At 61.4% G+C, this 19,700-nt stretch carries 20 protein-coding genes and 1 pseudogene; 12 read left to right on the top strand and 9 right to left on the bottom strand.

What is annotated here, in order from left to right; genetic code table 11:
* Nucleotides 1–124: 124 nt before the first annotated feature.
* From gnd to ACIPOO_RS12480, 4 genes are all read left to right on the top strand, one after another.
* Nucleotides 125–1,144, top strand: a complete 1,020-nt coding sequence (gnd, locus tag ACIPOO_RS12495; RefSeq protein WP_274130894.1) for a phosphogluconate dehydrogenase (NAD(+)-dependent, decarboxylating) — start codon at nt 125–127, stop codon at nt 1,142–1,144.
* Nucleotides 1,144–2,667: a glucose-6-phosphate dehydrogenase gene (zwf, locus tag ACIPOO_RS12490; RefSeq protein ID WP_274130821.1), complete on the top strand. Its 1,524-nt coding sequence runs from the start codon at nt 1,144–1,146 to the stop codon at nt 2,665–2,667. The genes gnd and zwf overlap by 1 nt, the downstream gene beginning before the upstream one ends.
* Nucleotides 2,664–3,482, top strand: a complete 819-nt coding sequence (locus tag ACIPOO_RS12485) for an HAD family hydrolase (RefSeq protein WP_274130823.1) — start codon at nt 2,664–2,666, stop codon at nt 3,480–3,482. The genes zwf and ACIPOO_RS12485 overlap by 4 nt, the downstream gene beginning before the upstream one ends.
* Before the next feature lie 140 nt (nt 3,483–3,622).
* Nucleotides 3,623–5,443, top strand: coding sequence for a glycoside hydrolase family 15 protein (locus tag ACIPOO_RS12480; protein ID WP_400607168.1), 1,821 nt, complete (start codon nt 3,623–3,625; stop codon nt 5,441–5,443).
* A gap of 141 nt (nt 5,444–5,584) precedes the next feature.
* Here ACIPOO_RS12480 and alkB read toward each other — a convergent pair whose 3' ends face one another.
* From alkB to ACIPOO_RS12465, 3 genes are all read right to left on the bottom strand, one after another.
* A complete protein-coding gene (gene alkB / locus ACIPOO_RS12475; protein WP_400607753.1) occupies nt 5,585–6,262 on the bottom strand; it encodes a DNA oxidative demethylase AlkB in 678 nt (225 codons plus the stop codon).
* Nucleotides 6,263–6,293: 31 nt separating this feature from the next.
* The gene (locus ACIPOO_RS12470; RefSeq protein ID WP_274130827.1) at nt 6,294–6,473 is read right to left on the bottom strand and encodes a hypothetical protein; all 180 of its coding nucleotides are present in this window, start codon (nt 6,471–6,473) and stop codon (nt 6,294–6,296) included.
* A 75-nt stretch (nt 6,474–6,548) separates the two neighbouring features.
* Entirely contained in the window at nt 6,549–6,857 is a 309-nt protein-coding gene (locus ACIPOO_RS12465; protein WP_274130828.1) for a DUF1883 domain-containing protein, read from the bottom strand.
* 169 nt (nt 6,858–7,026) lie between these two features.
* Between ACIPOO_RS12465 and ACIPOO_RS12460 the strand changes: the two genes are divergently transcribed.
* Nucleotides 7,027–7,383 (top strand): hypothetical protein, encoded by a 357-nt coding sequence (locus ACIPOO_RS12460; RefSeq protein WP_274130829.1) that lies wholly within the window; start codon nt 7,027–7,029, stop codon nt 7,381–7,383.
* Nucleotides 7,384–7,389: 6 nt separating this feature from the next.
* On the opposite strand, the gene ACIPOO_RS12455 is transcribed toward ACIPOO_RS12460, so the two are convergent.
* Nucleotides 7,390–7,671: a hypothetical protein gene (locus tag ACIPOO_RS12455; RefSeq protein ID WP_274130830.1), complete on the bottom strand. Its 282-nt coding sequence runs from the start codon at nt 7,669–7,671 to the stop codon at nt 7,390–7,392.
* A 171-nt stretch (nt 7,672–7,842) separates the two neighbouring features.
* Nucleotides 7,843–8,025: a hypothetical protein gene (locus ACIPOO_RS12450; RefSeq protein WP_274130831.1), complete on the bottom strand. Its 183-nt coding sequence runs from the start codon at nt 8,023–8,025 to the stop codon at nt 7,843–7,845.
* A 363-nt stretch (nt 8,026–8,388) separates the two neighbouring features.
* Between ACIPOO_RS12450 and galU the strand changes: the two genes are divergently transcribed.
* From galU to ACIPOO_RS12430, 4 genes and pseudogenes are all read left to right on the top strand, one after another.
* On the top strand, nt 8,389–9,258 hold the full coding sequence (galU, locus tag ACIPOO_RS12445; RefSeq protein ID WP_274130832.1) for a UTP--glucose-1-phosphate uridylyltransferase GalU: 870 nt from the start codon (nt 8,389–8,391) through the stop codon (nt 9,256–9,258).
* Between the two features lie 163 nt (nt 9,259–9,421).
* Nucleotides 9,422–10,777: a glutathione-disulfide reductase gene (gorA, locus tag ACIPOO_RS12440; RefSeq protein WP_400607163.1), complete on the top strand. Its 1,356-nt coding sequence runs from the start codon at nt 9,422–9,424 to the stop codon at nt 10,775–10,777.
* An 83-nt stretch (nt 10,778–10,860) separates the two neighbouring features.
* Nucleotides 10,861–12,141 (top strand): annotated as a pseudogene (locus tag ACIPOO_RS12435) (ATP-binding protein); the annotation flags it as partial.
* Between the two features lie 75 nt (nt 12,142–12,216).
* Nucleotides 12,217–12,576 (top strand): response regulator, encoded by a 360-nt coding sequence (locus ACIPOO_RS12430; protein WP_400607750.1) that lies wholly within the window; start codon nt 12,217–12,219, stop codon nt 12,574–12,576.
* On the opposite strand, the gene ACIPOO_RS12425 is transcribed toward ACIPOO_RS12430, so the two are convergent.
* Complete coding sequence (locus ACIPOO_RS12425) at nt 12,573–13,280, bottom strand: DNA-binding protein (RefSeq protein WP_274130834.1); 708 nt, start codon at nt 13,278–13,280, stop codon at nt 12,573–12,575. The genes ACIPOO_RS12430 and ACIPOO_RS12425 overlap by 4 nt on opposite strands.
* Nucleotides 13,281–13,628: 348 nt before the next feature.
* Here ACIPOO_RS12425 and ahpC point away from each other — a divergent pair, with 348 nt between their 5' ends.
* Together ahpC and ahpF are read left to right on the top strand one after the other, a co-directional pair.
* Nucleotides 13,629–14,192 carry an alkyl hydroperoxide reductase subunit C gene (gene ahpC, locus ACIPOO_RS12420; RefSeq protein ID WP_274130835.1) on the top strand — a complete coding sequence of 188 codons (564 nt, stop codon included), beginning with the start codon at nt 13,629–13,631 and terminating at the stop codon, nt 14,190–14,192.
* A gap of 134 nt (nt 14,193–14,326) precedes the next feature.
* On the top strand, nt 14,327–15,889 hold the full coding sequence (gene ahpF, locus ACIPOO_RS12415) for an alkyl hydroperoxide reductase subunit F (RefSeq protein WP_274130836.1): 1,563 nt from the start codon (nt 14,327–14,329) through the stop codon (nt 15,887–15,889).
* A 194-nt stretch (nt 15,890–16,083) separates the two neighbouring features.
* On the opposite strand, the gene gloA is transcribed toward ahpF, so the two are convergent.
* Complete coding sequence (gene gloA / locus ACIPOO_RS12410; protein WP_400607158.1) at nt 16,084–16,611, bottom strand: lactoylglutathione lyase; 528 nt, start codon at nt 16,609–16,611, stop codon at nt 16,084–16,086.
* 151 nt (nt 16,612–16,762) lie between these two features.
* On the opposite strand from gloA, the gene ACIPOO_RS12405 reads away from it, so the two are divergent.
* Nucleotides 16,763–17,314 carry a DUF4946 domain-containing protein gene (locus tag ACIPOO_RS12405; RefSeq protein WP_400607155.1) on the top strand — a complete coding sequence of 184 codons (552 nt, stop codon included), beginning with the start codon at nt 16,763–16,765 and terminating at the stop codon, nt 17,312–17,314.
* A 414-nt stretch (nt 17,315–17,728) separates the two neighbouring features.
* Here ACIPOO_RS12405 and ACIPOO_RS12400 read toward each other — a convergent pair whose 3' ends face one another.
* Complete coding sequence (locus tag ACIPOO_RS12400) at nt 17,729–18,091, bottom strand: histone-like nucleoid-structuring protein, MvaT/MvaU family (protein WP_274130839.1); 363 nt, start codon at nt 18,089–18,091, stop codon at nt 17,729–17,731.
* 362 nt (nt 18,092–18,453) lie between these two features.
* Nucleotides 18,454–19,551: a hypothetical protein gene (locus ACIPOO_RS12395; protein ID WP_400607152.1), complete on the bottom strand. Its 1,098-nt coding sequence runs from the start codon at nt 19,549–19,551 to the stop codon at nt 18,454–18,456.
* Nucleotides 19,552–19,700: the final 149 nt, after the last annotated feature.

Raw genomic sequence — 19,700 nt, 5'->3', positions numbered from 1 at the left:
GCTAAGGTGCGCCCCTCGCGACAAACGGCAGTTTAGAGCGGGTCTTGCGCACCAAGATGAAACTATTTTCACCCTGAAACCTTCGTTTTGCGCCCCGGACTAACCCAACAGGCGGTACTGGGCTATAAAATGGGGCACCCGTTTTTTGATTAAGGAGCACCTCTACATGCAACTCGGGATTGTCGGACTAGGCCGCATGGGCGGCAACATCGCACGTCGACTGATGCTCAATGGCCACACCACTGTGGTCTATGATCGCGATGAGCAGTCTCGCACCGTGCTCGCCAACGAGGGTTCGACGCCAGCCAATGACCTCGCGTCACTGGTGGCTGCACTGGAAAAACCGCGCGCGGTGTGGGTCATGCTGCCCGCTGGCGCGCCGACCGAAGACACCATCAACGTCCTGGCCGACCTGCTGGAGCCGGACGACGTCATCATCGACGGCGGCAACACTTTCTATAAGGACGACGTTCGTCGCTCCCACGCCCTTCAGGAAAAAGGCCTGCACTACGTCGACGTCGGCACCTCCGGCGGCGTCTGGGGCCTGGAGCGCGGCTACTGCATGATGATCGGCGGCGAAACCGAAGTCGTGAACCGCCTCGATCCGCTGTTCAAGACCCTGGCACCGGGCATCGGCAACATCCCGCGCACCAAGGATCGCGCCAAGGACGCCGACCCGCGCGCCGAGCAGGGCTACATCCACGCAGGCCCGCCGGGCGCTGGCCATTTCGTCAAGATGATCCACAACGGCATCGAGTACGGAATGATGCAGGCCTTCGCCGAGGGCTTCGACATCCTCAAGACCAAGAACTCGGACAACCTGCCTGCCGACCAGCGTTTCGACCTGAACCTTGGCGACATCGCCGAAGTCTGGCGCCGTGGCAGCGTGGTGTCTTCCTGGCTGCTGGACCTGACCGCCGACGCACTGGCGACCGATCCGCAGCTCAATGCCTATTCAGGCTCGGTCGCCGACAGCGGCGAAGGACGCTGGACCATCGAGGCTGCCATGGAGCAGGCCGTTCCGGTTCCAGTGCTGTCCACCTCGCTGTTCGCCCGTTTCCGCTCCCGTCAACAAAGCACGTACGGCGACAAGATGCTGTCGGCCATGCGTTTCGGATTTGGTGGTCATAAGGAACCAAAATAATGGGATTATCGCGAAGCAAGCAGAAAGCCCCGGTTGCTCCGGCAACCACGCTGTTCCTGTTCGGCGCTCATGGTGACCTGGTCAAGCGGCTGTTGATGCCGGCGCTCTACAACCTGTTCCGTGACGGACTGGTCGATGAGAACCTGCACATCGTAGGCGTAGACCACAACACCGTCACTGACGCCGACTTCGCCAAGAAACTCGAGGATTTCATTCGTCAGGAGGCGGCCAGCAAGGTCGCCCAGGGCGGTGAAGAGCCTCTGGATCCCGCGTTGTGGGGCAGTCTGGCCAAACGCATCAGCTACATCACCGGGGATTTTCTCGACGACGGCACCTATCAGGCCATCGATGCGAAGATCAAGAGCACCGGCACGCAAAATGCCGTGTTCTACCTCGCCACCGCGCCGCGCTTCTTCAGTGAAGTGACCAAGCGACTCGGCTCGTCAGGGCTGATGGTGGAGGGCGACGACTATTTCCGTCGCGTGGTGATCGAGAAGCCGTTCGGCCATGACCTGCCCAGCGCTGTGGCGCTGAACACCTGCTTGCTCAAAGCGATGAGCGAGAAGCAGATCTACCGGATCGACCATTACCTGGGCAAGGAGACGGTGCAGAACATTCTTGTCAGCCGTTTCTCCAATGGCCTGTTCGAGTCGTTCTGGAACAATCACTACATCGATCACGTGCAGATCACCGCCGCCGAAACCGTGGGCGTCGAAACCCGCGGCAGTTTCTATGAAACCACCGGCGCGCTGCGGGACATGGTGCCCAACCACCTGTTCCAGCTGCTGGCCATGGTTGCCATGGAACCGCCGGCGGCGTTTGGCGCCGATGCGGTCCGTGGCGAGAAGGCCAAGGTGATCGGGGCCATCCGGCCCTGGTCGGAGATGGAGGCGTTGGCCAACTCGGTGCGCGGTCAGTACACCGAGAGCACCCTGGGCGACAAGAACGTGGCCGGTTACCGTGAAGAGGACCGGGTTGCCCCGGACAGCAACACGGAAACCTACGCCGCGCTCAAGGTCTTCATCGACAACTGGCGCTGGGTCGGCGTGCCGTTCTACCTGCGCACTGGAAAGCGCATGAGCGTGCGTGATACCGAGATCGCGATCTGCTTCAAGCCTGCGCCTTACGCGCAGTTTCGCGACACCGACGTGGATCGCGTGGAGCCCAACTTCCTGAAGATCCAGATCCAGCCGGACGAAGGCATGTGGTTCGACCTGCAGGCCAAGAAACCCGGGCCGACCCTGGACATGCAGACCATCGAGCTGGGTTTTGCCTACAAGGACTTCTTCGAGATGCAGCCATCGACCGGGTACGAAACCCTGATCTATGACTGCCTGACCGGGGACCAGACCCTGTTCCAGCGTGCCGACAACATTGAAAACGGCTGGCGCGCCGTGCAGCCGTTCATCGATGCCTGGGCCAAGGATCCTCACGTCGAGTTCTACAAGGCGGGTGAAGATGGCCCTGCGGCGGCTGATGAGCTGCTGGCCCGTGACGGTCGCAGTTGGCAACGTCTGGGATGAGTGAATCTGCGCAACCTCTCATCCAGTTCATGCTTTCCGACATCGATGGCACCTTGTTGCGCCCCGATCACAGCCTGAGCCAGGCCAACATCGAGGCGGTGCGCAAGCTCAAGGAGGCCGGGATTCATTTCTCGGTCGCCAGCAGCCGGCCACCGCGGGCCATGCGCGAGCAGATCCGCGCGCTGGGCATCGATGTGCCTACGGTCGGGTTCAACGGGGCCAATATCGTCAACCCTGACGGCAGCCTGCTCAAGGCCCATCGCATCGACCCCCACGCTGCGCGCATCAGCCTTGAACTGTTCGCTGGCGAACGGGTTTCGGTGTGGGTGTTCGCCGACGATCAATGGCTGCTGCTCGACCCGCAAGGGGATTACGTCGAGCACGAACGCAACACCCTGGGCTATGACTTCGTGCAGGTCGAGCATTTCGACGAGGTGATCGATCGCATCGACAAGATCGTCGCGGCCAGCAAGGACTTCGAGTTGCTCAAACAGCTCGAAGCCCGGCTCAACCCGCTGATCGCCCAGACGGCTCTGGCGGCGCGCTCGCAATCCTACTACCTGGATGTCACGGCGCTGGACGCCAACAAGGGGACGGCGCTGGCGACAGTGGCGCAGGCCCTGGGCGTGGACATGGCGCATACAGCGGCCATAGGTGATGCCGGCAACGACGTGGCGATGTTCCGGCGTGCAGGGCTGTCGATCGCGATGGGCCAGGCAGAAACCGGGGTCAAGACCCACGCCAACTACGTGACGGGCAGCAACCTGGAGGACGGGCTGGCGACGGCCATCGAGCGTTACATCCTGCCACGCTGATTCAAACGCTTGCCCGTAGCAGCACGGCTTGCCGGCGGGAGCGGTGTGTCAGAAAACCCTCTGTGCCTGACACACCGCTCCCGCTGGCAAGCCGTGCTGCTACGGGTTCTTCACCCAGACACCAGAAGGACACGCACCTAATGGCTGTACCGATTGAAGACTACGCGCTGCTCGGCAACTGCCGCACTGCAGCGCTGGTGACCCGCGACGGGTCGCTGGACTGGTTGTGTTTTCCGCGTTTCGACGCGCCTGCCTGCTTTGCTGCCCTGTTGGGCGACAGCGACAACGGTCGCTGGAAAATTGCCCCGCAACAGACCGCCAACTGCCAGATCACCCGCCGTTATCGCGACGGCACGCTGATTCTGGAAACCCTGTTCACCACCGATACCGGCCGCGCGATGCTCATCGACTTCATGCCCATGGCAGTCGATAACAGCGTGGTGCGTCTGGTGGTGGGGCTGGAAGGCGAGGTCGAGTTCGGCATGGATCTGGCGATCCGCTTCGATTACGGCAGCAACGTGCCGTGGGTCGAAAAGCGCGAGCCCCATGTCATGACGGCGGTAGGCGGCCCGGAAATGCTGGTGTTGCGCACACCGGCCGAAGTGCATCCGATGGATCACCACACTGAAAGCCTGTTCAGCGTGAAGGCCGGCCAGCGCCTGGGTTTCGGACTGACCTGGCAGGTGTCCCACGAGCCGGTGCGCAAGGGCTTCGATTGCGAGCAGGCGCTGGAACAGACCGAAAGCTTCTGGCGCGAGTTCTCCGACCGTTGTCCCGACGTCGGCCCCTGGTCCGAGCAGGTCAAGCGCTCGCTGATCACCCTCAAGGCCATGACCTATGCGCCCACGGGAGGCATCGTCGCCGCCGTGACCACCTCGCTGCCTGAGCAACTGGGCGGCGAGCGCAACTGGGACTACCGCTTCTGCTGGCTGCGTGACGCAACCATGACGCTGCTGGCCTTCATGAACCTGGGTTATTTCGATGAAGCCACGGCGTGGCGCAACTGGCTGTTGCGCTCGGTGGCCGGCAACCCTGAACAGGTGCAGATCATGTACGGCCTGGGCGGTGAGCGGCGGCTACCGGAATATGAACTGCCCTGGCTCAGCGGCTATGAGGATTCGCGCCCGGTGCGGATCGGCAACGCAGCGGCCACCCAGATGCAACTGGACGTGTATGGCGAAGTGGCGGATGCCATGACCCAGGCGCTCAAGAGCGGGCTGCCGCGCTTGCCGCGCAGTATCGAGATCCAGAAGGTCATCATGCCGTTTCTGGAGAGCGTGTGGCGCAACCCTGATGCCGGGATATGGGAAATCCGTTCCGAGCCACGGCACTTTACCCATTCCAAGGTGATGGCCTGGGTGTCGTTCGACCGCAATGCCGGTGTGCTGGCGCAGAGTGACAACCCGGAAGACCGCGAGCGTGGGCTGCATTACCGCAGGATCGCCGACGAGATCCACGCCGACGTCTGCGCCAGGGGCTACGACGCCCAACTGGGCAGCTTCGTGCAGACCTACGGCGGCAAGGAAATGGATGCCAGCCTGCTGCAAATCGCCTTGACCGGGTTTCTGCCGGTCGAGGATCCGCGCGTGGCCGGCACCATCGCGCAGGTCGAGAAAGCGCTGATGCAGGATGGGCTGCTGTTGCGCTATGACAGCGAGCGCAGCACCGATGGCGTGTCGGGCAGCGAAGGCACCTTTCTGGTCTGTTCGTTCTGGCTGGCGGATGTGTATGTGTTGCAGGGGCGCGAGGAGGAGGCGGCCGCGCTGTTCGACCGCTTGTGCGGCCTGTGCAACGACGTCGGTTTGCTGGCCGAGCAGTATGATCCCAGGGCCAGGCGCATGCTCGGCAATTTCCCGCAAGCGTTCAGCCACATCGGCATCATCAACACCGCCCTGAACCTGCACCGCGTGATCTGCCCGGTCAAGGCCCGGGCCGCCCATGAGGATGCGGTGACGCAGTGATGCATATCACGTTGAGGCGGTGTTCCTAAGAACGCCGCTAACCTGTAGGAGCGCGCTTGCCCGCGACGGCGGCGTGTCAGTCACTGCAATGGGAACAGACACACCGCCGTCGCGGGCAAGCGCGCTCCTACAGGATCAGCGTCAACGTGCCTTGCGAAAGGTGAAGTTGATCCGCTGCTCGCCCAACTGCGGATGCTCCGCCTGTTTGATCGGCATCACGCCGTGGTAGCGCAGGCGGTCTTCGCCGCCCCAGACCACCACATCGCCATGAAACAGCGGCACCCGTTGCGTGGCATCGCTGCGGGCATGGCCGCCGAACAGGAAAATGGCCGGAATGCCCAGGGATACCGACACCACGGGCCACTGATAATCGCGCTCGTCCTTGTCCTGATGCAGTGACAGCCTGGCGCCTGGAATGTAGCGGTTGATCAGGCAGGCATCAGGCTGGAAGCCCGCAAACCCCGCAGCCTCGGCCGCTGTGCGCGCCAACTCCATGAACACTTCAGGCATTGCCGGCCAGGGCTGGCCGGTCTGCGGATCGATGGGGCTGTACAGATAGCCGTTGCGGTCGGTGGTCCAGCCGAACTGGCCGCAACTGCTCAGCGCAACCGACATGGTGTAACCACCCGGGGTGACCATGTTGCGAAAGGGCGCCTGGGTCAGCGTCGCTTCCAGGGCAGGCAGCAAACGGTCTAGCAGGGGCAGGGCAAAGCCACGAAACACAAAGGATTGCTCCCCGATCTGCTCGGTGGACGGCGGCTGCGGGCTGTCGTCGGCGAACAGGTCGAATGTGGCGGGCGTAGTGCCTTTGCGTTGCATCATCGCGGCGTGCCTGGCTGTCTGTTGGCGGTTACAGCGCTTTGCTGACCTTGACGTCACTGATGACGTCGTCGCTGTCGCCGTGCATCTTCTGCAGGGCTGCCAGGGCTTCTTCGGCGGACGGCGATTGCAGCAGGGCGAACTCGAAGCGGCGCTCGCCGTTGAGTTTGTAGCTGATGGCGTATTTGACGACGGGGGCTTGGTTGCTCACGTTGGGTTCCTTGGCAGGTGTCAGGTGCGCGCGCTGCAACGAAGCTTTCACGCGCACCGGTGTCTAATGGAAGAATCAGCTCAGGCGCGACGAGGTGCGGCGAACGATCTTGATCGAGTGGGTGAACGTGGTCTTGCGCCCGCCGCCGTGGCTGTCCATCTTGCGCCCGGCGGTGTCGATGGTGATGTTCCAGAAGCCGCTGCTGGGCACCGTGATCTTGGCCGGGAAGCGGTCAAACGCGCCGCCGTGGTAGGTGTGGCGCCCGCCGTTCTTGAAGCTGCGGAAATTCGCGTCGCTCATCAGACGGATGTTGCAGAGCTGGGAGCACTCGATGACGACCATGTCGTCTTCATTGAGGTGCTCGCGCTGGTGTACGAATTTCATGGGTGTCTCCAGGGACAGGGCATGCTTGAAAACCCGAAACGATATCACGGCAACCCGGGCCTTTGCTCGCCACATGGCCTATGGAGGCGATTGCGGCAATGAAAAAGTGCAAATCCCGGGGATTTAATCGAAGTCCGGCTTGTCGTAGGACATTTATTGGAGGGATTGTATGAAACTGGCTGTTGTTATTTTGGCCCTGGCGATGACCGGTTGTGCCTCTGTGGCGGACATCGAACACACGCCACCGACCATGAACGTGATGTCTGGCAAATCCCCCCAGGAATACGCCGACTGCTTCGTGGCCCGGATCACCGACAGCCGCAATCCGCCGCAGATCGAGCCGCACCGTGAGGGTATGCGGGTCATCGTCCCGCAGAAATTCACCCACGGCACGCCGACCGCGATCGTCGATATCGAGAAGCGCTCGGGGGGCAGCTCCATCAAGTTGTTCGAGAGTGGTGGCAACAACCCGCTACGCCCCAAGGACATCCAGCACGCGGTCAACGCCTGTATTTCCGGTGAGTGACCGCGCCTACTTGCAGGTCACCAGCACGCTGCGGGTCTTGTAGTTGCCGACGTCCACGCCCAGGGTCTTGTCGGCATCCTTGGGCTGCGGGGTGCCATTGGTGCTGACGATGTTGTAGCCGGTGCCTGCGCAGGACGCCTCGGCTTTCTCGTAGCAGGCGGCCCAGGACATGGCTTCGCCCGAGCAGTCGATACTCAGGGCCTGCTTGCCATCCTTCAGGTAAGTGTTTTGCGCGGTGGCGCAGCCGGTCAGGCCCAAGACAACAACGACGGACAGGATCTTGATCATTTTCGGATGCTTCACGATGAGGGCCAGATGAACGCCAGGGTTTGCGCGGGGATCGCGCCTGGCGTTGGGTAAGACTGGAAGACTGTGCCATCGTTCCGGCATCACGGGAACATTTTTACCCGTGCGCCGAGGCTCAGGCCCCGCACAGGCGGGGCCGAACCGGTCCTTCGATCAGGACTTCTTGCCCGGGCGGCTGCGCGGGGCCAAGTCTTCGAACACCGAGGCCACTTCGACTGCGCTGCTTTCGCTCGGGAAGGGGCCGGCGACCTGCTCGCCGTCGTGGCCGATCAGCCACCACCCGCCATCCTGCATTTTCTTGATCTGGTACCCGTTTACAACTTTGACTTCCGCCATCGATCCGTCTCGATAAATGATTCAGGCGGCCATGATACGGCGCAAGCGCATAATTTTCCTACGCAATCGAATGAATCCGGCTACGCTTGCTCCAGTCATCGCTCGGTCGTTTCGTGGAAATGGATACCCTCGTACGGATGATGTGAAGAACAGTCGGCAATCACCGGTAAGAAAAAACGTTTGCGAACCGTCCCCGGACAGCTTGCAGATGCGCGGTGGTCGCAATAACCGGAATCGTGCGGAACTATCTGCGCATCCGTTCCTCTACCAAGTCAGCTAACGGCCAGCGTCGGGGGGCATTGTAAGGTTATCGCCTCCTGATTAGACTGCGCCGCAACACCCCCAGCACCATCAAGGACTTATATGATCAAGAAATGCTTGTTCCCTGCAGCCGGTTACGGCACTCGCTTCTTGCCAGCGACCAAAGCCATGCCCAAAGAGATGCTGGCCGTTGTCAACAAGCCACTGATCCAGTACGGCGTGGAAGAAGCACTGGCTGCGGGCCTCAATGAAATCTCCATCGTCACCGGTCGCGGCAAACGCGCCCTGGAAGACCATTTCGACATCAGCTATGAGCTGGAGCACCAGATCAAGGGCACCGACAAGGAAAAATACCTGGTCGGCATCCGCCAGCTGATCGACGAGTGCAGCTTCTCCTACACTCGCCAGACCGAAATGAAAGGCCTGGGCCACGCGATTCTCAGCGGCCGCCCACTGATCGGTAACGAGGCATTCGCCGTGGTGTTGGCGGATGACCTGTGCGTGAACCTGGAAGGTGACGGCGTACTGGCCCAGATGGTCAAGCTGCACAAGCAGTACAAGTGCTCGATCGTCGCGATCCAGGAAGTGGACCCGAACGAAACCAACAAGTACGGCGTGATCGCTGGCGAAGAAATCAAGGACGGCCTGTACCGTGTCACCGACATGGTCGAGAAGCCAAAACCTGAAGATGCACCGTCGAACCTGGCGATCATCGGCCGTTACATCCTGACCCCGGACATCTTCGAGAAAATCGAACAGACCGAGCCAGGCAAGGGCGGTGAAATCCAGATCACCGACGCACTGATGAAGCAGGCTGCCGAAGGCAACGTGCTGGCGTACAAGTTCAAGGGTCGTCGTTTCGACTGCGGTGGCGCCGAGGGCTACGTCGAAGCCACCAACTTCTGCTTCGAGCATTTCTACAAGACGGGCAAGTCGCTGGATCCGGTCGTTGTACCGACCAAAGCCAAGTAACTGTACTGCTCTGCAAAGCCACCTTCGGGTGGCTTTGTCGTTTCTGGGTCCTGGCCCTTGCCCGGCGCGCTGGAGCGGTTATGCTTAGGCTCTTTCGCTGGCCTGGCCAGCGCCGCGATTCGCCATGAATCCGCGAAAATCCATGCCTGCCAAGGATACAGAAATGAGCTACGACTTCGACCTCTTCGTCATCGGTGCCGGTTCCGGCGGCGTGCGTGCGGCCCGTTTTTCTGCCGGGTTCGGCGCGCGCGTGGCCGTCGCCGAGAGCCGCTACCTGGGCGGCACCTGCGTCAACGTCGGCTGCGTGCCCAAGAAGCTGCTGGTGTACGGGGCGCATTTTTCCGAAGATTTCGAGCAGGCCAAGAGCTTTGGCTGGACGGCAGGCGAGGCCGATTTCGACTGGCCGACCCTGATCGGCAACAAGAACCGTGAGATCAGCCGCCTCAACGGCATCTACCGCAACCTGCTGGGCAACAGCGGCGTCACCCTGATGGAAGGCCACGCCAGGCTGCGCGGCCCCCATGAAGTGGAAATCAACGGCCAGGTGCACACCGCCGAGCACATCATGATCGCCACCGGCGGCTGGCCGCAGGTGCCTGAGATTCCGGGTCGCGAACACGCCATCACTTCCAACGAGGTGTTTTTCCTCGAGCAGATGCCCAAGCGCGTCGTGGTGGTGGGGGGCGGTTACATCGCCGTCGAGTTCGCCTCGATCTTCAATGGCCTGGGTGCCCAGGTGTCGCTGATGTACCGCGGCGAACTGTTCCTGCGCGGCTTCGACGGCAGCGTGCGTACGCACCTGCACCAGGAGCTGACCAAGCACGGCATGGACATCCGCTTCAAGACCGAAATCGCCAGTATCGAAAAACTCGCCGATGGCACGCTGCAGCTGACGCTCAACGACGGCAGTTCGGTGAACACCGATTGCGTGTTCTACGCCACGGGCCGCCGCCCGATGCTGGACGACCTGGGCATGGAGACGGTCAATGTCGAGCTCGATGACAAGGGCTTCGTCAAGGTCGACGACAACTACCAGACCAGCGAGCCATCGATCATCGCCGTGGGCGATGTGATCGGTCGCGTGCAACTGACCCCGGTGGCGCTGGCCGAAGGCATGGCGGTGGCCCGTCGCCTGTTCAAGCCTGAGCAGTATCGTCCGGTGGACTACCGCCACATTCCGACGGCAGTGTTCAGCCTGCCGAACATCGGTACCGTGGGGCTCACCGAGGAAGAGGCGAAGAAGGATGGCTTCGACGTGCAGGTCTTCGAAAGCACCTTCCGCCCGATGAAGCTGACCCTGACCGACAACCAGGAGCGCACCCTGATGAAGCTGGTGGTCGACAAGAAGACCGATCGCGTCCTGGGTTGCCACATGGTGGGGCCCGACGCCGGCGAAATCGTCCAGAGCCTGGCCATTGCGCTCAAGGCGGGCGCGACCAAGCAGATCTTCGACGACACCATCGGTGTGCATCCGACAGCGGCCGAAGAGTTCGTCACCATGCGCACAGCGACCCGCTGACCGCTTGATGTCATGGATGTAAAGGATCCGGTCTCATGGATGAAGACCGGACGGGTATAGTTTGAACGGGATGGACCCAGTTTTTGACCAGAAAGAGTTTTTCGGCATCCATGCCTCTGAATCCCGCAGGACCTGACGAGCCGGGCGCAGAACAGGCGCAGGCGCTGCATGAAAGCGAGCGCCAGTTCCGCACCCTGGCCGACAACATGAGCCAGCTGGCCTGGATCGCGGACCCGGCTGGACGCATCTATTGGTACAACGCCCGCTGGTACAGCTACACCGGCACCTCCCACGAGGCCATGATGGCCCTGGGCTGGCGCTCGCTGCATCACCCGGACCACCTGGAGCGCGTCGATTCCAGAATGCGTCGCTGCTTCGCCACGGGCTCCATCTGGGAAGACACCTTCCCGCTGCGGGGCAAGGATGGCCTGTACCGCTGGTTCCTGTGCCGCGCGCTGCCGATCCGCGAAGCGTCGGGCAACATTACCTACTGGCTGGGCACGAGCACGGACATCACCGCCCAGGTCAAGGCCGAGGATGCCCTGCGCGAACTCAACGAGAGCCTGGAACGGCGGGTGGCGGAGCGCACCCGCGAGCTGGCCGAGATCAACGAGCGCCTGCAGATCGAGATCAGCGAGCGCGCCCAGGCCGAGGAAGCGCTGCGTCACGCACAGAAGATGGATGCCATCGGCCAGTTGACCGGCGGCATCGCCCACGACTTCAACAACATGCTGACGGGTGTGCTCGGTGCGCTGGACCTGATCCAGCGCCGGGTGGCAGCGGGGCGTGTCGGCGAGATCGGCCGCTATATCGATGCCGCCATGAACTCGGCCAATCGTGCGGCATCGCTGACTCACCGGCTGCTGGCCTTCGCTCGGCGCCAGTCACTCAATACCCAGCCGGTGGACATCAACCGCATGGTGATGTCCATGGAAGAGCTGCTGCGGCGCACCACCGGTGAAAGCATCGAGCTGGAAATCGACCTCAGCAGCGCGTTGCGCCTGACCCGCACCGACGAGCACCAACTGGAAAACGCGCTGCTCAACCTGGTGATCAACGCCCGGGATGCGATGCCCAACGGCGGCCGACTGCTGATCCAGACCGAGGCGGTGCATGTGGCGGTCATGCACGATGCCCTCGCGCCCGGTGACTACGTTCGCCTCGGCGTGCAGGACACGGGGGCCGGCATGTCGGCGCAAGTCATCGCCCGGGCCTTCGATCCATTTTTCACCACCAAGCCCATCGGCCAGGGCACCGGCCTGGGGTTGTCGATGGTCTATGGCTTCATCAACCAGACCGGTGGCCAGGTGCTGATCGACAGCACCGAGGGGCAGGGCACGCGCATCGATCTGTACCTGCCGTGCCACTTCGAATCCAATGGCGGTACCCCGGCAGACGACGAGGACATTGCCCCGCCACGTGCGAGCCAGGGTGAGCGAGTGTTGGTGGTCGAGGATGAGCCGGACGTGCGCATGCTGGTGGTCGATGTGTTGCGCGAGCTGGGCTACTCGGTCGAGGTCGCGGCGGACGGAGCGGCGGCCCTGCCGTTTCTGGAGGGTGGCGGACGTATCGACTTGCTGGTGACCGATGTCGGCTTGCCCGGGCTCAACGGCCGCCAGGTGGCGGAAATTGCCCGGCAGCACCGACCGGGCTTGCGCGTGCTGTTCATGACCGGTTACGCGGGGAACGCGCTGGTCCGTGGCGAGGTGCTGGAGGACGGTATGGACATGCTGACCAAGCCGTTCACCATAGACGACCTCGCGCAGCGGGTGCGCGGATTGATCGAAAGCGCTGACTAGTCCGGTTGCGCGCCGGTCTTGCCGCCCTTGAGGTTTTCCAGCGCCAGTTCGGTCTTGATCAGGATCAGCTCCAGTACACGGTTCTGCTGGTCGCGCTCGGTCAATTGTTGCTTGAGCTTTTCCATCTCCACCTTGGCGTTGCGCACCCGCTCCTTGAGCAGGACGCTCTGGCCATGGGCGTCGAGGTGCCGCTCCTTGAGGGTCTGGATTTGCCCATCCTTGTCAGCCAGGCGGCTGGCGGTGTCCTGTACGGCCTGACTCAGGCGGGCGTTTTCCTTCTGCTCATTCTGCAGCGCCTCGCGCACCTGCAGCAGGGTGGCGGTCTGGCTGCCCAGGGTGGTGGTCTGCGCGGCATGCCGCTCGCGTAACTCGGCCAACTGGCGGCGTGTGTCCTGGAGCTCGCCTTGCATTGCCTGGCGCTCGGCGTCGAGGCTGGCCCTGGCGTCGTCAATCTGCTCGCGGGACTTTTCCTTCAGGCGCAAGGCCAGTCGGGCGACCAGGGCGGTCAGTTCCTCGTCGATCTGCGACGCCGCTGCATCATGGCCTTCAGCATCGATTTCCCGCATGAGGCGATGGATGGTGGTCTTTGACCCTGTATTGCCCATCTCGATGCGTACTGCATCGATACTGGGGTTCTCGCCCCGGGCGATGATCGCATTGCGCGCGGCTTGCACTTCGGCCCTGTTAATACCGCTTCTTGCCATGATGCTTTCCGTTCAATTCGTACCAGATACGTATCGCATATTACGTACCACCTAATGGCGCGTATTGTGCGTCATTGTCAGCAGGTTGTCTGCACCGGGTTGAACAGTGTGGGATGAACTGGGTAGGCTGGGCCGGCGTCTGATGATCCGTCGCTGGGCAGGGACGGGTTCGCCAAGCTGTAACCTGATTCTGCTACTGACTGAATTCTTCTATTAATTGAGTCTTCTTATAGCGAAAACCAATTAGCCGCATCAGCTTTGCCAATGAGCCCCTGCCGCCGATTGTGCGTAAGATCCTTCCCATCGAATTCATGACCTGATTCATTCAACCCTAAGGAGATCCACCCGATGCCTATCATTAACAGCCAAGTAAAGCCGTTCAAAGCTACCGCTTTCAAAAACGGTTCTTTCGTTGACGTTTCGGATGCTGACCTCAAAGGCAAATGGTCTGTGGTGTTCTTCTACCCAGCCGACTTCACCTTCGTCTGCCCGACCGAGCTGGAAGACCTGGCTGACAACTACGAAGCCTTCAAAAAGCTGGGCGTAGAAATCTACTCCGTTTCGACCGACACCCACTTTGCCCACGCTGCCTGGCACAACACTTCGCCAGCCATCGGCAAAATCCAGTACACCATGATCGGCGACCCGACCCTGACCATCTCCCGCAACTTCGACGTGCTGATCGAAGAAGCTGGCCTGGCTGACCGCGGTACTTTCGTGATCAACCCTGAAGGTCAGATCAAGATCGTCGAGCTGAACGACGGTGGTGTTGGTCGTGACGCATCCGAGCTGCTGCGCAAGATCAAGGCTGCTCAGTACGTCGCTGCACACCCAGGTGAAGTCTGCCCGGCCAAATGGCAGGAAGGCGAGGCCACTCTGGCTCCGTCCCTGGACCTGGTCGGCAAGATCTAAGTCCTCGTGACCGGATCGGGGGCGATGAGCCCATAAGCAAGTAAACCGCATCGCCCCCAAAAAACGCCCGGGCGGTCAACGCCTGGGCGTTTTTATTTCAAGACCTGAAAAAAGCTGATTAAGGAAAGTCGATCATGTTGGACGCCAATCTCAAAGCCCAGTTGAAATCGTACCTGGAGCGGATCACTCGCCCGATCGATATCGTCGCGTCCCTCGATGACGGCGCGAAATCACAGGAAATGCTGGCCCTGCTCAACGACATCGTTGCAAGCTCCAGCCAGATCACCCTGAACACCAATGGCACTGACGCACGCACCCCATCCTTCGCCCTGAACAGCCCGGGCCAGGACATCAAGCTGCGTTTTGCCGGCCTGCCCATGGGCCACGAATTCACCTCGCTGGTACTGGCGCTGCTGCAAGTGGGCGGCTACCCGTCCAAGGCCACCGAGGACACCATCGAGCAGGCACGGTCCCTGAGCGGTGAGTTCAAGTTTGAAACCTACTTCTCGCTGACCTGCCAGAACTGCCCGGACGTGGTCCAGGCGCTGAACCTCTTGGCCGTGCTCAACCCCAACGTGCAGCACGTCGCCATCGAAGGCGGCCTGTTCCAGCAGGAGGTCACGGACCGCCAGATCATGTCGGTGCCGAGCATCTACCTCAACGGCGAACTGTTCGCCCAGGGTCGCATGAACCTGGAAGAGATTCTGGCGAAGATCGACACCAGCGCCGGTGATCGCCAGGCCGAGAAGCTCAATGCCAAGGAAGCCTTCGACGTGCTCGTCGTCGGTGGTGGCCCTGCAGGTTCGGCAGCGGCGATCTACGCCGCGCGTAAAGGCATCCGCACCGGTGTCGCGGCTGAGCGCTTCGGCGGTCAGGTGCTGGACACCATGGCAATCGAGAACTTCATTTCGGTTCAACACACCGAAGGCCCGAAACTGGCCGTTGCCCTTGAAGAGCACGTCAAGGAATACGAAGTCGACATCATGAACCTGCAGCGCGGCGACCAACTGATTCCTGGCAAGGACGGCGAGCTGCACCAGGTCAAGTTCGCCAGCGGCGGCGTGCTCAAGGGCAAGACCGTGATCCTGGCCACGGGCGCCCGCTGGCGCGAGATGAACGTGCCCGGCGAGCAGCAATACCGCAACAAGGGCGTGGCCTACTGCCCGCACTGCGACGGCCCGCTGTTCAAGGGCAAGCGCGTGGCGGTGATCGGCGGCGGCAACTCGGGTGTGGAAGCGGCCATCGACCTGGCTGGTATCGTCTCCCACGTGACCCTGCTGGAATTCGACAGCAGCCTGCGTGCCGATGCGGTGCTCCAGCGCAAGCTGCACAGCCTGCCGAACGTGACGGTGCTGACCAGCGCCCTGACCACCGAAGTGACCGGCGACGGCCAGAAGGTCAACGGCCTGCGCTACAAGAACCGCACCACCGATGAAGTGCTGGACATCGAGCTGGAAGGCATCTTCGTGCAGATCGGTCTGTTGCCCAACACCGAATGGCTCAAGGGCACCATCGAGCTGTCGCCACGGGGCGAGATCGTGGTCGACAACCGCGGCGAAACCTCGATCCCGGGCATCTTCGCAGCCGGTGACGTGACCACCGTGCCGTACAAGCAGATCGTGATCGCAGTGGGCGAGGGCGCCAAGGCTTCCCTCAGCGCTTTCGATCACCTGATCCGCACCAGCGCTCCGGCGTGATGGTTGGCTGAAACGGCGGCACAAAAAAACCTCATGAGTGATCATGAGGTTTTTTGCTTTCAGACCGGCTGATTCTCCTGTGGGAGCGGGCTTGCCCGCGAATGCGTCAGGTCAGTCACGTTCTCGTTTAATGGCACTCCGCCTTCGCGGGCAAGCCCGCTCCCACAGTCAGCGTCCGGCGCCGAGTTTCTGTTTTACTCGGAAACCGGCGTCGGCTGAATGATCTCGACCCAGTAGCCATCCGGATCCTTGACGAACGCCAGGCTCTTCATGCGCCCGTCGGTCAGGCGTTTCTGGAAGTCCACGCCCAGCTCTTCGAAGCGCGCGCAGGCGACGTGCACGTCCGGCACCGAGATGCAGATGTGGCCGAAACCGCGAGGGTCGGTGTTACCGTTGTGGTAGGCGAATGCCGGGTCTTTTTCGGTGCCGTGGTTGTGGGTCAGCTCCAGGATGCCCGGGATGCCTTTCATCCAGACGGTACGCGCGGCATCGTCAGCCGGGATCTGCGCCTTGTCGACCAGTGCCAGGAAGTACAGGCTGAATTCGGCTTCGGGGAAGTCACGCTTCTCCACCAGGCTGAAACCCAGCACGCGGGTGTAGAAATCCAGCGATGCGGTGATGTCTTTCACGCGCAGCATGGTGTGGTTGAACACGAATTGGGCGGTGGCGGTGTCCGGTTGGGCGGTAACGCCAGGGAAGGTGTTCAGTTCGTGCAGACTCATGGGTGACTCCGGATAGATCCTGTAAATGTTGCCCAATGATACGGGACCCGGCGCCCGAGCCAAACCCGAAATGTGCACAAACCTTATGCCTGCGCTTGTGAACCCCGAGCGACAGGCCCACACTTTGTGGCTCTACGCTCAGGTATCGCTCATGTTTTCAACGTTACGCGCAGTTTCCCTGGCCGGCATGTGTCTGGCATTTGGCGCAGGCCATGCCCTGGCGGCAGATGCCATGATTGTCTGGCCCAGCGACTGGGAGGTCGAGGCACTGCCCACGCAGGAAGCCGGCCCCGATCGGCCCTCGGTGCAGGTGCGCCAGCGTGCGGTCAAGAGCGATGGCAACGGCGATCCGGCGATGGTCGTGGAACTGACCCAGACCCGCTTGCAGGTCGGTCATGAAGTGAACGTCGAAGGCGTGCTGCTGGAGATGCGCAAGGCGGTGCAGGTCAACTTCGTGCACGGCGGCTTCCAGAGCGTCTGCACCCGGATGAAAGAAAGCACCCTGAGCCAGGTGCCGGCGATGGAAACCACCTGCACCATCACCCAGAACGGCGCCCATGTGATGACCCAGACCCTGGTGGCGGCCGCCAACAAGGAAACGGCCTGGTCGTTGTCCTATGCAGGCTCGGCCGATGGCTACGCGGCCAACAAGGAAGAGGTGCAGCGTATAAGGGATAGCCTGAAACTCAATGCCGCGCCATGATCTTAATTGATCGCGATCAAATCGCAGGCATAAAGAAGCCCGCCGAAGCGGGCATGGGGCGCTAATCCTTTAGCAGCCTTCATCCTGTAGAAGTGCTTGTGAAAAAAACGTGAAGAAAACTCCCCTTCGGCGGCTTTGCTAGATATTTCTCGACCACTTGTCATTTGGCGTCAATAGTTTGTGGGTGACGTTCTTTTGTCGCGGGTATCAGCCATGGCGATAACACCAACTCATTACTGCTTTCGAGGAAGGAGGAGGCGGCGATAACTATACGAAAGGAGGCGGCAAACCGTTACTGCGCGAGGCACAGGAACTAGCAGAAGGGGATGTGGCCAGGTCTTGTAATATTAGCGCTTATAAGAAAGCCCCGGCAAGCGGGGCTTTTTTATAACAGCATGGCGCAACGGGATGGGATCAGCCGCGCAGCCAGGAGTCGACGGTTTCGGCGCCGTACTGTTCCTTCCAGGATTTCAGGCCGCGATGGTTGCCGCCCTTGGTCTCGATCAGCTCGCCGGTGTGCGGGTTCTGATAGACCTTGACCACGCGGGCGCGACGGCGTTTCGGGCCTGCTGGCGCGGCGGTTGCGGCCGAAGGGTTGGGATCGAGGATGGCAATGACATCACGCAGGCTCTTGTCGTAGCTGGTCATCAGAGCCTGGAGCTTCTGTTCGAATTCGATCTCCTTTTTCAGTCCGGCATCATTCTTCAGGCTTTCCAGCTGGGCCAGCTGTTCCTGAAGGGCTCGTTCTGCTGCGCGAAACTCGGCAAGTCTGGACAAAAAATAGTACTCCGGCGATTAGTGGCTGTTGTCAGCCCAACCCAAGCAACATGGACGCATGTAAGGGTCCTGTGCTCATTTTTAAGGCTACCCCGTGGCGTGATCGTCATACATCGGAATAACGTCAGGCGGTCAGCTCAACATCAGCGAAGGGGTAGTTGTGATGCGCGACAGGTAAATAATGCACTTTTTTTTCGAGTTGTAAAATAGCCGGGGCGCAATTGTTAAATGAAACATCCATGTAAAATTATCGGGTCTGACAGAAAATGCCGGAGCAGGAGAACAGCCGTTGTAAGTAATTTCTCAAACTTGGCAATTTATGGAAAAGATCAAAGCCAGCGGTTGGCGCGGCCCTGGCGTATTTACAGGCCCTGTTGCAGGGCAGGGTCGTCGGGGTTGAGCTGCTCCAGTTCCGCCAGCAGAACCTGCACCTTCTGCAACTGGCCGTTTTCTTTCCAGTAGTCGATGAGTAGCGTTCGAGCGCGGCGGTTGGCGGGCTGGCGCTGGAGGATTTCCTCGAGTTGGCGCTGGGCCGGTTCTAGTTGCGCAAGGTCATGCAGGGCCACGGCCAGGTCGTAGCGGTACTGGGTATTGTCGGCGTCCAGTTCCACTGCCTTGGCCAGTGCCAGCAGCGCGTATTCGTTCTGTTGATGGCGCAGCAGCCAGGTGCCCAGTTCATGTTGCAGCAGCGAGGATTGCGGGTGTTTTTCGAGCAACGCCGCCAGTTGCTGGCGTGACTGCTCCATCTGCCCCTGACGGTCGAGCAGTTGCACCTGGGCGACTCCGGCCTCGATGTTGTTCGGTTCCAGTTTCAGCGCCAGGTTCAGGGCCTCCAGTGCCTTGCGGGGAGCGTTCTGGGTGACCAGTATCTTCGCCAGCTGGATCTGGCTCTGACCGCTGGGTGGCTGGGACGCCAGGGTGTTCTGGTACTGATCGGCGGCCTCCTGGAAGGCGCTGAAGTACAGGCCCAGGTCATCCGGCGTGAGCCCGGTCAATGCCCGCACTGCGCTGAATCGAACGTTCTGGTCGGGGGCGTCCAGCAGCGGACCGATCAGCATGCTGCGCTGGGCGTTGGACACCATGTTGGTCACTGCATCGATGGCTGCCTGCTGCACCAGCGGCACGGGGCGCTTGAGGTCGCCGTCGAGGATCTTCAGCGCCTGGGCGCTGGGGTAGTTGCCCAGTTCAGCCAGCAGCCCTGCGCGGCGGATGTCCGAAAGGTCGGTGCGGCTCAATTGCTGGTACAGCACCCGCGCCGCGCCCGGCTTGCCGTTGTGGGCCTGCTCCAGCGCCTCGGCATAGCTGTGGTTGACCACCACGGGGGCTGGCGGGGCGTACCAGCCACGCACCAGCCAACCGGCGCCCAGAAGCAGCAACAGCACGGACACGACCACGACAGCCCGTCCGCGACGGCGAGCCTTCAACGGTGAAGGGGAGTGTGGCTGGGGCGCGTTAGGCATACCGATTTCCGTGTCTGCATGAGGGGCAAGCTTCGGGGACCGATGGCCGGGTGTCAAACGGCAATCGTGTGGCGGGTGTCTGGGCGTCCGTCCCGGGTCCGGATTTTGTGGGAGCGGGCTTGCCCGCGAAAGCGGTGGGGCAAATGTCG

It is taken from the genome of Pseudomonas sp. NPDC090201, from assembly GCF_044746825.1.
Lineage (GTDB): Bacteria > Pseudomonadota > Gammaproteobacteria > Pseudomonadales > Pseudomonadaceae > Aquipseudomonas > Aquipseudomonas putida_AD.
This window is presented reverse-complemented; position numbering and strand designations above follow the sequence as displayed.